The organism is Alloalcanivorax gelatiniphagus (assembly GCF_005938655.1).
Taxonomy (GTDB): Bacteria; Pseudomonadota; Gammaproteobacteria; order Pseudomonadales; family Alcanivoracaceae; genus Alloalcanivorax; species Alloalcanivorax gelatiniphagus.
Genome location: NZ_VCQT01000034.1, coordinates 78,385 through 89,922 on the forward strand (window position 1 = coordinate 78,385; position 11,538 = coordinate 89,922).

Annotated in this window: 12 protein-coding genes; 8 read left to right on the forward strand and 4 right to left on the reverse strand. The window is 67.7% G+C overall.

What is annotated here, in order from left to right; genetic code table 11:
• The first annotated feature begins 57 nt into the window (after window positions 1-57).
• The 3 genes from FGS76_RS11030 (at window position 58) to FGS76_RS11040 (ending at window position 2,566) form a co-directional block, all read left to right on the forward strand.
• Window positions 58-969, forward strand: a complete 912-nt coding sequence (locus FGS76_RS11030) for a DMT family transporter (RefSeq protein WP_138772697.1) — start codon at window positions 58-60, stop codon at window positions 967-969.
• Window positions 970-995: 26 nt separating this feature from the next.
• Window positions 996-2,054, forward strand: a complete 1,059-nt coding sequence (queG, locus tag FGS76_RS11035) for a tRNA epoxyqueuosine(34) reductase QueG (protein ID WP_138772698.1) — start codon at window positions 996-998, stop codon at window positions 2,052-2,054.
• 77 nt (window positions 2,055-2,131) lie between these two features.
• On the forward strand, window positions 2,132-2,566 hold the full coding sequence (locus FGS76_RS11040) for a c-type cytochrome (RefSeq protein WP_170214458.1): 435 nt from the start codon (window positions 2,132-2,134) through the stop codon (window positions 2,564-2,566).
• A 93-nt stretch (window positions 2,567-2,659) separates the two neighbouring features.
• Here the strand turns inward: FGS76_RS11040 and FGS76_RS11045 are convergent, their stop codons facing one another.
• Together FGS76_RS11045 and orn are read right to left on the reverse strand one after the other, a co-directional pair.
• Complete coding sequence (locus FGS76_RS11045; protein WP_138772700.1) at window positions 2,660-3,319, reverse strand: cytochrome b/b6 domain-containing protein; 660 nt, start codon at window positions 3,317-3,319, stop codon at window positions 2,660-2,662.
• 20 nt (window positions 3,320-3,339) lie between these two features.
• Window positions 3,340-3,885: an oligoribonuclease gene (gene orn / locus FGS76_RS11050; RefSeq protein WP_138772701.1), complete on the reverse strand. Its 546-nt coding sequence runs from the start codon at window positions 3,883-3,885 to the stop codon at window positions 3,340-3,342.
• 151 nt (window positions 3,886-4,036) lie between these two features.
• Here orn and rsgA point away from each other — a divergent pair, with 151 nt between their 5' ends.
• From rsgA to asd, 3 genes are all read left to right on the forward strand, one after another.
• Window positions 4,037-5,065 carry a small ribosomal subunit biogenesis GTPase RsgA gene (gene rsgA, locus FGS76_RS11055; protein ID WP_138772702.1) on the forward strand — a complete coding sequence of 343 codons (1,029 nt, stop codon included), beginning with the start codon at window positions 4,037-4,039 and terminating at the stop codon, window positions 5,063-5,065.
• 76 nt (window positions 5,066-5,141) lie between these two features.
• Window positions 5,142-5,966, forward strand: coding sequence for a sulfurtransferase (locus tag FGS76_RS11060; protein ID WP_138772703.1), 825 nt, complete (start codon window positions 5,142-5,144; stop codon window positions 5,964-5,966).
• A gap of 25 nt (window positions 5,967-5,991) precedes the next feature.
• Window positions 5,992-6,852, forward strand: coding sequence for an archaetidylserine decarboxylase (gene asd / locus FGS76_RS11065; RefSeq protein ID WP_138772704.1), 861 nt, complete (start codon window positions 5,992-5,994; stop codon window positions 6,850-6,852).
• A 415-nt stretch (window positions 6,853-7,267) separates the two neighbouring features.
• On the opposite strand, the gene FGS76_RS11070 is transcribed toward asd, so the two are convergent.
• Window positions 7,268-8,041, reverse strand: a complete 774-nt coding sequence (locus tag FGS76_RS11070; RefSeq protein WP_240692511.1) for an enoyl-CoA hydratase-related protein — start codon at window positions 8,039-8,041, stop codon at window positions 7,268-7,270.
• Window positions 8,042-8,186: 145 nt separating this feature from the next.
• Here FGS76_RS11070 and FGS76_RS11075 point away from each other — a divergent pair, with 145 nt between their 5' ends.
• Window positions 8,187-8,993 carry an ATP-grasp domain-containing protein gene (locus tag FGS76_RS11075; RefSeq protein ID WP_138772705.1) on the forward strand — a complete coding sequence of 269 codons (807 nt, stop codon included), beginning with the start codon at window positions 8,187-8,189 and terminating at the stop codon, window positions 8,991-8,993.
• Here FGS76_RS11075 and FGS76_RS11080 read toward each other — a convergent pair.
• The gene (locus FGS76_RS11080; protein WP_138772706.1) at window positions 8,927-10,144 is read right to left on the reverse strand and encodes a hypothetical protein; all 1,218 of its coding nucleotides are present in this window, start codon (window positions 10,142-10,144) and stop codon (window positions 8,927-8,929) included. The genes FGS76_RS11075 and FGS76_RS11080 overlap by 67 nt on opposite strands.
• Window positions 10,145-10,279: 135 nt before the next feature.
• On the opposite strand from FGS76_RS11080, the gene serB reads away from it, so the two are divergent.
• Complete coding sequence (gene serB, locus FGS76_RS11085) at window positions 10,280-11,509, forward strand: phosphoserine phosphatase SerB (RefSeq protein WP_138772707.1); 1,230 nt, start codon at window positions 10,280-10,282, stop codon at window positions 11,507-11,509.
• Window positions 11,510-11,538: the final 29 nt, after the last annotated feature.

Genomic DNA, 11,538 nt, shown 5'->3' on the forward strand with positions numbered 1-11,538 from the left:
CGATGGGCTGCGCGCCCAGTATACCCGTTCTGTTTTCATCCTCGGAGGGTGGTCAGCTTGCCCGATCAACTCAGCTCGCCCAATCAACAAGGCCCGCAGTGGGACCTGTACGGTCTGCATCTGGCCGCGTTCATGCTGGCCGGTACCGCCCTGTTCGCCAAGCTGGTGCCATTGCCGGCGCTGGACATCACCGGCCTGCGTGGCGGCATCGCCGCCATCGCCCTGTTGCTGGTGATGCTGGCGCGCCGCGCCACCCTGCGTCTGCCCAGCCAGCGCCACTATTGGGCGATGCTGGCCGGCGGTCTGCTGTTCGCCGTGCACTGGATGACCTACTTCCACGCCATGCAGGTGTCCACCGTGGCGGTGGGCGTGGTGGCGCTGCTGACCTTCCCGGTGATCACCGCGGTGATCGAGCCGCCACTTTTACAGCAACGGCCGCCCCACGGCTACGCGCTACTGGCCGGCCTGGGCGTGCTTGCCGGGGTCACCCTGATCGGTCTGGAAAGCGGCCTGGGCGGCAATGTGCCGCTGGGACTGGCGGTGGGCATTTTCTCGGCGGTGCTCTATTCGCTGCGTAATTTATTGCAAAAACGCTTTCTGCCCGGCGTGTCCGGCCCCCAGGTGATGCTCTACCAGGGCGCCATCACGGCGCTGGTGTTCGCGCCCTTTCTGAGCGTCTCGCCCAGCAGCCTGCCGGCCAGCACCTGGGGGCTGATGCTGCTGCTCGGCACCGTGTTCACCGCCGTGCCCCATACCCTGATTACCCACGGGCTGCGCCGCTTGAGCGCCACCACGGTGTCGTTCACCCTGGCGTTGCAGGTGCCCTACGCCACCCTGCTGGCCGGCCTGGTGCTGGCGGAAACCCCCGGCCCCCTGGCGCTGGCCGGCGGCGCTCTGGTGGTGGCGGCGTCGCTGTTCGTCACCGCCCGGCAACGCCGGGAGGCGGCACGGGTGGCGATGGCCGACTGAACGCCAGCGAACCGGATTGCCCCTTTATGGACTTCGCCGACCTCAAACGCCGCATCGCCGACCAGGCCCAAACGCTGGGGTTCCAGCAGATGGGCGTGGCCGACCTGGATCTGCAACGGGCCGAGGGGCGGCTGCGGGAATGGCTGGCCGCCGGCCGCCATGGCGACATGACCTGGATGGAAGCCCACGGCAATAAAAGGTCGCGGCCGGCGGAGCTGGAGCCGGCCACGGTGCGGGTGCTGTCCCTGCGCATGGACTATCTGCCGCCGGACACCCAGCCGGTGAAGGTGCTGCGCCAGCACGACAAGGCCTATGTCTCCCGCTACGCCCTGGGCCGGGACTACCACAAGCTGATCCGTAAACGGCTGGCGCGGCTGGCCGGCTGGATTCGCCAGGAGGCGGCCGACAGCCAGCTGGCCCGGGCCTTCGTGGACAGCGCCCCGGTGATGGAAAAACCGCTGGCGGAAAAAGCCGGCCTGGGCTGGCAGGGCAAACACACCCTGCTGCTCAACCGGGAAGCGGGCAGCTGGTTTTTTCTCGGCGAAATCTACACCGACCTGCCGCTGCCGGTGGACAGCCCCGGCGAGGACCACTGCGGGAAATGCTCCGCCTGCATGACGGTGTGCCCCACCGACGCCATCGTCGCCCCCTACCAGCTGGACGCCCGCCGCTGCATCTCCTACCTGACCATCGAGCACCCCGGCTCGATTCCCGAGGCGCTGCGGCCGGGCATCGGCAACCGGGTGTTCGGCTGCGACGATTGCCAGTTGATGTGCCCCTGGAACCGGTTCGCCTCGCACAGCGGCGAGACCGACTTCCACCCCCGCCACGGGCTGGAGGACCGGCAGCTGGTGGAGCTGTTTCTGTGGGACGAGGCCACCTTCCTGGCGCGCACCGAGGGTTCCGCCATTCGCCGCGCCGGCTACCAGCGCTGGCTGCGCAATCTGGCGGTGGCCCTGGGCAACGGCCCCGCCAGCGACGCCGCCATCGCCGCCCTTAACCGGCGCCGCGATCATCCGGACCCGCTGATCCACGAGCATGTGCACTGGGCCCTGGCGCGGCTGCGAAACGGAACCGGCAAGTAACGTGGCTATTGGTTAGTATGATGCGGTCACCCCGCCGGAAAACCGGTTCATCCATCGACCACGAGGGAACGCCAGCCATGAACAAGCCCGCACTGCTCCTGCTGCCCATCGCCGCCCTGCTGCTCAGCGCCTGCTCCAGCGGCCCCAATGAGGCGGCCAGCTACCGCCACTCCATCTTCCACGTGATCGCCTGGCACTTCGGCCCCCTGGGCGCCATGGCCAAGGGCGAGCAGCCGTTCGATCAGGCGCTGTTCGAGCGCAAGGCCGGTATTCTGGAAAATCTGGCGCAACTGCCCTGGGAAGGGTTCCAGGAAGGCACCGCCGACGGCAGCGACGCCAAGCCGGAGATCTGGGAAAACAAAGCGGATTTCGACGCCAAGGCCGATGATCTGATGCGCGAGACCGCCGAGCTGTCCCGCTTGTCCCGGGAAGGCGACCAGCAGGCGATGCTGGCCCAGGTCGGCCAGGTGGGCCAGGCCTGCAAGGCCTGCCATCAGGAATATCGCAAGTAATCGCGGTCCGGATCGCGGCCGGGATCGCGACTGAAGTCGCTCCTACATCGTGTTGCCGTCGTAGGAGCGACTTCAGTCGCGATGGCCAACCGCTCAACCGCCCAACGTCACCACCAGCCAAACGATCCCCGCCGCCAGCACCGCCAGCACCAGGGCCCGCCAGGCCGGTGCCGGCGGCTGGTCGGCGGCGCCGCGCTTGCGGCCGCTGATCATGGCTGCCGTGAGCCGTTCGCCGCGCAGCCGGTGGGCGGCCACCGCCGCCACATGCAGCCCGGCCAGCACCAGCAGCAGATTGATGTTGAAGCCGTGGAAGTCGGTGAGCCCGCCGGCCAGGGCGGACGACACGGTGCCATTGAGCGGGCCGGCGAGGCTGATGTCATCGGTGGCGAACAGGCCGCTCACCGTCTGCGCCAGCAACAGCACCAACATCACCAGCACCATCCAGCCGCCGAGCGGATTGTGGCCGTCCCAGGCCGGCGCCCGGCCGCGCAGAAAATCCCCGCCATAGCGCCAGGCCGCCGCCGGCGACACAAGAAAGTCCGCGAAGCGGCTGCGCCGGGAGCCGACGAAGCCCCACACCATGCGGAACAGCAGCAGCGCCAGCAGCGCGTAGCCGGCGCGCATGTGCCACTCCATCAGCGCATCGCTCTCGCCGCCGGAAAACCACAGGAAGGCGAACAGCGCCACCAACAACCAATGGAACAGGCGGGTGGGCAGGTCCCAGACCCGGCCCGACGATACGGTCTCCTTCACGGTTCCCTCCCCGTCCGGATTTACAGCTGGATCAGATGTTCGCGGTAATAGGCCAGTTCCGCGATGGACTCACGGATGTCGTCCAGCGCCAGATGTTTGTTGGCTTTTTTGAAACCGTCCAGGATGCCCGGCTTCCAGCGCCGCGCCAGTTCCTTGAGGGTGGACACATCCAGATTGCGGTAGTGGAAGAACGCTTCCAGCCCCGGCATATAGTTGGCCAGGAAACGGCGATCCTGGCAGATGCTGTTGCCGCACATGGGCGACACGCCCGGCTCCACGTACTGCTCCAGAAAAGCCACCGTGCGGCGCTCCGCCTCGGCGTCGTCCACGTCGCTGGCCCGCACCCGCTCCACCAGACCGGAGTTGTTATGGTGGCGGGTGTTCCACTCGTCCATGCCGTCCAGCAGGGCGTCGCTCTGGCGCACCGCCATTACCGGGCCCTCCGCCAGCACATTCAGGTGGGCGTCGGTGACAATGGTGGCGATCTCGATAATGCGGTCGTGGCTGGGGTCCAGGCCGGTCATTTCCAGATCGATCCAGATCAGGTTGTCCTTTGCTTGCGTCATGATGCTCCCGGGGAAAAAGCCAATACAGGGTGAAGGATACAGGATACAGCCCGGCACATGACCCGCCAGCGGCAAAGCCGTGCCCGCCACCGCCCGCTTCCTGTATCCTGCACCCTTCATCCCGTAGCGACGGCGCAGCCACCAGTCTTTTATGGCAAAACGCAATCTCAATCGCCGGCAGCGCTGGCGCATCGAAAAGATTCAGCAGGAACGGCGCGAGCGCGCCCAACGCAAGGCCGAGCGGGAGCACCCGCTGGCCTCGGACCTGGGCGAGGAGCAATCCGGCACGGTGATCGCTCACTTCGGCGGCCAGGTGCTGGTGGAAGCGGAACAGGCGCCGCCGGTGCGCTGCCATTTCCGCGCCAACCTGGAGCAGCTGGTGGTGGGTGACCGGGTGATCTGGCAGGCCCCCAGCGGCGACGGCGACGGCGTGGTGACGGCACTGATGCCGCGCTCCACGGTACTGATGCGGCCGGACAACTACGGCAAACTGAAACCGGTGGGCGCCAACCTGGACCGTTTGCTGGTGATGTTCGCGCCGCGCCCGGAACCCTCCAGCGTGCTGCTCGACCGTTATCTGGTGGCCGCCGAACTGTCCGGCATCCCCGCCACCCTGGTGCTCAACAAGGCCGATCTGGTGGGCGAGGACGACGTGCTGATCGAGCGCTTGCTGGCGCTTTACCAGGGCCTGGGTTATTCGGTGATCCAGGTGTCCGCCAAGGCCCGCGACGGTCTCGCCGCCCTGCGCGACACCCTGGCCGGCCACACCGTGGCCTTCGTCGGCCAGTCCGGGGTCGGCAAATCGTCGCTGGTCAACGCGCTGTTGCCGGAGGCGGAACTGGCGGTGGGCGATCTGTCCCAGGTGTCCGGCCTGGGCCAGCACACCACCACCACCGCGCGGCTGTTTCATCTGCCCGACGGCGGCGATCTGATCGACTCCCCGGGCATCCGCGAATTCGGCCTCTGGCACATCAGTGAGGAAGAACTGCTGCACGGCTACCGGGAGCTGTCGGAGCGCGCCGGCCATTGCCGGTTCCGCAATTGCACCCACCGCCACGAACCGGGCTGCGCCCTGATCGAGGCGGCGGAACAGGGCGAGATCAGCGCCGAGCGGCTGAACAATTTCTTCCAGATCGCCGCCACCCTGGATGAAGAGGCCCGCCAGCGCTATCAAACCTGAGCCCGGCGGCAGCCCATCTGACACCTCCCGCCGTGTTCTTTACAATGGCTACCACCGGCAACGACGAAGACTCACCATGACCGCTCAACTGCCCCTGCTGATCGAACCGGCCGAACTGGCCCGCCACCTGGATGACGACCAGCTGCTGATCGTCGACCTGTGCAAGGAGCAGGTCTACGCCCAGGCCCATGTGCCCGGCGCCGTGCACCTGGACTTCAAGCGCCTGCTGTCCGGCACCCAGCCGGCCCCCGGGCTGCTGCCGGACGACCGGGCGCTGTCGGCGCTGTTCTCCGAGCTGGGTCTGACCCCGGACACCACCGTGGTCGCCTACGACGACGAAGGCGGCGGCTGGGCGGCGCGCCTGCTGTGGACCCTGGAAGTGATCGGCCATCATCGCTACGGCTACCTGAACGGCGGCATCCACGGCTGGCTGGCGGCGGATCTGCCCACCAGCACCGAACCCGGTGAACCGGAACCCTCCGATTACCAGGTCGGCCCCCACGATCCCCGCGCCAATGTGGACCTGGAGTACCTGCTGGCCCACCATCGGGACCCGGACGTGGTGGTGTGGGATGCCCGCTCCGAGGAGGAGTTCGCCGGGGTGCGCGCCTTCGCCCAGAAAGCCGGCCATATCCCCGGCGCGGTGCTGTACGAGTGGACCGACGCCATGGACAAGACCAACAACCTGCGGCTGCGCGATCCGGACACCCTGCGCCAGGAACTGGCGGAGCGCGGCATTCAAGCGAACAGACAGGTGATCACCCATTGCCAGACCCACCACCGCTCCAGCTTTACCTGGCTGGTGGGCAAGATCCTGGGGTTCCAGGACATCCGTGGCTACGCCGGCTCCTGGGCCGAATGGGGCAACCACCCGGACACCCCGGTGGAAAAGCCGGAATAACCGACAACAACAACGAGGTCCGCCCTTGAACACCCTGATCGAAAAAGCCTTCGTGGCGCTTCAGTATTGCGTGCCCCAGCACGGTCTTTCCCGGCTGGTGGGCTGGCTGGCGCGCAGTGAGATTCCCTGGATCAAGACGCCCTTCATCCATGCGTTCATCCGCCGTTTCCAGGTGGACCTGAGCGAAGCGCGGATCGAAGACCCGGACCAGTTCGACAGTTTCAATGCCTTCTTCACCCGCGCCCTCAAGGAAGACGCCCGCCCCATCGCCGACGGCGACACGGCGCTGGCCTGCCCGGCGGACGGCACCGTCAGCCAGCGCGGCCGGCTGCGCGGCAGCGCCCTGTTGCAGGCCAAGGGCCAGGATTACTCCCTGTTTGAGTTGCTGGGCGGCGACGGCGCCCTGGCCGAGGAATTCGACAACGGCCAGTTCGCCACCGTCTACCTGTCGCCCAGCGACTACCACCGGGTGCACATGCCCTGCACCGGCACCCTGCGCGAAACCGTCTATGTGCCCGGGCGGCTGTTCTCGGTGAACCAGGCCACCACCGAACGGGTGCCCCGGCTGTTTGCCCGTAACGAACGGCTGGTGTGCGTGTTTGATACCGAGCGCGGCCCGATGGCGGTGATTCTGGTGGGCGCCATGATCGTAGCCGGCATCGAGACCGTGTTCGCCGGCCAGGTCACGCCGCAACCCGGCGAGGTGACCCACCGACAATACCGGGACCCGGCGCCGGTGGTGCTGGAAAAAGGCGCCGAGCTGGGCCGCTTCCTGCTGGGCTCCACGGTGATCCTGCTGTTCCCGGAGGCCACCGCCGACTTCGAGGACGCCGCCGCCCCCGGCGCCAAGGTGCGCATGGGCGAAGCGTTCGGGCACTACGTCTGACCGGCAGCCCTGTAGGGGCGGCCGGGCGGGGTTCCGCTTTGGCGGTGATCAGCGGCGCTGCTGATCGCGGCTGAAGCCGCTCCTACAAAACCCTGCGCCGCCGCTGGGGGGGAGGGCATGGTTCAGAGTGCGGGCGGCCCACCGCGCCATCCACGGAGCCGCCCCCTCTCCTCCCCCACCCAAGGTTCTGCTACCTCGAAGCGAAGCTGCGTGGGTCCCTTCCGGGACCCTTTTTGGCAGGGATGCCAAAAACGGGAGCGCCCAGGGGTGAGGCAAGCGTGTTGCGAAGCACTGCTTCGCGCGCCGCCGAACGCCGCCCATCTGTGATGGGTGGCCGGACCGCTTGCGGGCTTGAGCGATCCCGGAAGGGACCCACGCAGCTTCGCGCCCCGGCTGGAGACCCCACGCCAGACCGTTATTTCTTGCCCAGTTTGGCAGCCAGAATCTCCTTCGCCTCGTCGCCACGCAGCAACTCCGCGAACAACGCCAGGTCATGGTCGATCAGATCGTGCAGCGCCATCTCCGGCGCCTGACGCATCAACCGCTTGCTCTCGCGCATGGCGCGGCGCGGCTTGGCCGCCAGCGCCACCGCGTAGCCCCGGGCCGCGCCTTCCAGTTCCGCGCGCGCCACCACCTTGGCCACCAGACCACACTGCAGCGCCTCGTCGGCGCCCAGCGGCTCACCGGCCAGCAGCATGCGGGCGGCGCGCTGGTAGCCCAGCCAGGCCGGCAGCAGCTTGGCGGAGCCGGCTTCCGGCACCGCGCCCAGATCCACGAACGGGGTGATGAACTTGGCGTCGTCGGCGGCCACCACGATGTCCGCGTGCAGCAGCATGGTCACGCCCACGCCCACCGCGTTGCCCTGCACCGCGATCACCAGCGGCTTCTCGAACCGGCTCACCGCCCGGATGAACGGCGCGGCGCCGCCCTCGGTGGCGTTGTCACCGGCGTTGCCGGCGGCCAGAAAGTCGCCCAGGTCGTTGCCGGCGCAGAACGACTTGCCCTGGCCCTCGATCAGCACCGCGCCCACGTCGTCGTGCTCTTCGGCGAGCGCCAGCAGCGTCACCAGATCCCGGTACATGGCCCCGGTCAGGGCGTTCAGCTTGTCCGGGCGATTGAGGGTGATGGCCATCACCCCTTCGGTGGTCTTGACCAGAATCTGGCCGCTTTCCAGTGCCGGTAGTTGCACGTCATTCTCCCAAGGTTAAACGTTGCGCAAAGCCTAGCCTTTCCGGCCAACGCCCGCCAAGGACCAAAACTATTGCCGGCCGGGCGATTTCGTCCTATAAATCGCCGGTTCCCCTTGACGGGGTCTGTCGTGAGGTCCGAGGGCCTTGAAACTCATCACTTTCGATCCTTTCCGTACCCTGGGTCTGCCGGGGGTACGCTACATCAAGCCGGAGCACATGTTCGCCCAGCGCGACGAGCTGTTGACCGCCGATTGGGTGCTGTTCCCGGCCTATTGGCAGATCCACGGTTTGCACTATGTGCTGCAGCGGGCGCTGTTCCCCAGCCTCGCCACCTACCACCTGGGCCACGACAAGGTGGAGATGAGCCGCGCCCTGCGGCTGGTCTGCCCGGACAACCTGCCGGAAACGGAAATCCTGTCGTCCAGCCACAGCGATATAAGCCGCATTCTGGATACCTGGTCGTTTCCGTTCGTGGCCAAGCGGGTGCGTTCCAGCCAGGGCGACGGCGTGTTCCTGGTGGAGAACCGCCAGCAGTTGCTGGACTACGCCGCCCACAACGAGGTGTTGTACATCCAGAAACTGCTGCCCATCGTGCGCGATCTGCGGGTGGTGGTGGTGGGCCGGCGGATCATCGCCAGCTACTGGCGCGAGGGCACCAGCTTCCACAACAACCTGGCCCGGGGGGCGCGCATCCGCACCGATCTGCCGGTGCCCGACGACGCCCTGGCGCTGGTGGAGAGTCTGGCGCGGCGACTGAACATCGACCACGCCGGTTTCGACGTGGCCTGGGTGGACGGCAAACCCTATGTGCTGGAGTTCAACCGGCTGTTCGGCAACCGGGGTATTCCCGACCTGCCGCAGCGGGTGGGCGCGGCCATGCGCGCCTATTTGTTGGGCGAAAGTGAATCGCCGCCGGACGATTCGCCGGCGCCCATGACCCGTTCCGCCTGAGTGCGCAGCAGCGTCTGGTAGCGGTGGGCCAGTTGCTCCACCGGCTGCAGGCGCACCTGCCGCTCGCCGGCCTGCACCAGCAACGCCCGCTCGCTCTGATAGAGCGCCTTGACGTCCAGTTCGGCGCGGGTCAGTTCGCTCTCCGGCACATTGAGGCGGCCGGGCACGCCGGCCAGGCACAGGGCCCAGCTTTCGGTGTCGGCGTATTGCTCCGTGACCAGCGCCTTGAATTCCAGCGCCGGCGCCTGGGTGGCCTTGCGGCGCGGCGCCTGCAAGCGCGCCACGCGCAGGAACAGCAGGCCGGCGCACAGCGCCGAGAACGCCCGGTGCGACAGCGGCTCCCCGGTGAAGCGCACCCGCGCCTGGTCACCCAGCCGCGCCACCACCTGCCCGCCGTAGAGCCCGGCCACGTCTTCAAGCAGACGATGGTAATCGTCCAGTAGCGCCGCCAGGGCGGCACGGGTATAGCGCTGCTGGAAATGGTCGAAGTTGACGATGGACAGGCGCAACTCGGTGGCCGGGCCGGCGTCCGGCCGGGGCGACGGCGCCGACCCGCTGGGGTCCGGGCCCGGTGACGGCGGCGCGCCCTCCCCGGCGGGGGCCGGCAGGGCCGGCGGCGGCACCCGGAACAGGCGCCGGTGGATCGCTTCGCCGGCCAGCCGCAGGATCAGGATGCCCAGCACCACCAGCACATAGCCGGTTTCCAGGCGCTGCCGTGGCGTCAGGTCCGGCGCCGCCGCCAGTTGCAGGCTGCCGGCCAGTTCGCCGTCCGGCAGCGCCACCGGCACCTCCACGGTGACCGTGGCGGACTCTGGCAGGGTGCCGGTGACCGGCTCCCGGGCGGTGTCCAGAAAGCGCACGCCCGCCACCGGCTTGAGGTCACGGGTTTCCCGGGCGATCACGTTGAGGCCGATCAGGTCGCCGCCGGCCAGGGACTCGGCGGCGCGCAGGCCGGTCTGGCGGGCCAGGGCCTCCAGCTGCACCCGCTGCTCGGCGGCCAGCCGGGCGGAAAAGTGCTCCAGAAAGTAGACCCCGATCACCAGGGCCACCAGCAGCATCAGGGCCAGTTCCCACAGCAGCCGCTTCTCGCGCTGCAGCCGTGGGCGCCCGCGTTGCTGGAATTGCTCCCAAAGCTGTTGCCACAGGGCCATGCGGTGCCTTCCTCAGCTCCGATTCGATGGGCGCCGAGTATAACCCGGGGAAGCGCGCCGGAACCTCAATCAGCGCCGCTTTTTCTGGTAATCTTGGACGCCCTTCCAGCCTGCGGCCCCCAAGGAGCCCCCAGCGTGCGAGAGATCATTCTCATCCAGGTGTCCGGTAACGACCGCCCCGGACTCACCGCGGCCTTTACCCGGATTCTGGCCCGTTATCATCTCAACATTCTCGATATTGGCCAGGCGGTGATCCACGACAGCCTGTCCCTGGGGATTCTGGTGGAAGTGCCGCCGCGGGCGGACGCGTCCTCGGTGCTCAAGGACCTGCTGTTCGAGGCCCACAAACGGGATACCTCGGTGCGCTTCCGGCCCATCGACGAGGACCGCTACGAGCAATGGGTTTCCGGCCAGGGCAAGGACCGCCACATCATCACCCTGCTGTCGCGCAAGATCACCGCCGAGCAGCTTGGCGACGTGACCACGGTGGTGGCGGAGAACAACCTGAATATCGACAGCATCGCGCGGCTGTCCGGCCGCGTGCACCTGGAAGGCGAGGACGGCGACCCCAATGCCCGTGCCTGCGTGGAGATTTCAGTGCGCGGCGAGCCCCGCGACACCGCCGCCATGCGCGCCGCCTTTCTGGGCATCGCCAACCAGCGCAATGTGGATATTTCGTTCCAGCGCGACAGCGCCTTCCGCCGCAACCGCCGGCTGGTGGTGTTCGATATGGACTCCACCCTGATCCGCTCGGAAGTGATCGACGAACTGGCCGCCGAGGCCGGGGTGGGCGATCAGGTGGCGGCGATCACCGAGCGGGCGATGCGCGGCGAGCTGGACTTCAACGCCAGCTTCCGGGCCCGGGTGGCGCTGCTCAAGGGGCTGGACGAGAGCGCCCTGGAACGGGTGCGCCAGCGTATCCAGCTCACCGAGGGCGCCGACCGGCTGATCCGCACCCTCAAGGCGCTGGGCTACCGCACCGCCATCCTCTCCGGTGGGTTCACCTGGTTCGGCCACTGGCTGCAGAATCTGCTGGGCATCGACTATGTGTACGCCAACGAACTGGTGATCCGCGACGGCCAGGTCACCGGCGAGGTGGAAGAGCCGATCGTCAACGGTGACCGCAAGGCGGAGCTGCTGCGCGAGATCGCCGCCCGGGAGGGCATCGACCTGGAGCAGGTGATCGCGGTGGGTGACGGCGCCAACGACTTGCCCATGCTCGGCGCCGCCGGCCTGGGCATCGCCTTCCGCGCCAAGCCACTGGTCAAGGAAAACGCCGCCCATTCCATTTCCACCCTGGGGCTGGATGGCATTCTTTATCTGATCGGCGTGCGCGATAAGGATCAGGCGGAGTTGTTGCGGTAGCAGCAAGCTTCAAGCTGCAAGCCGCAAGC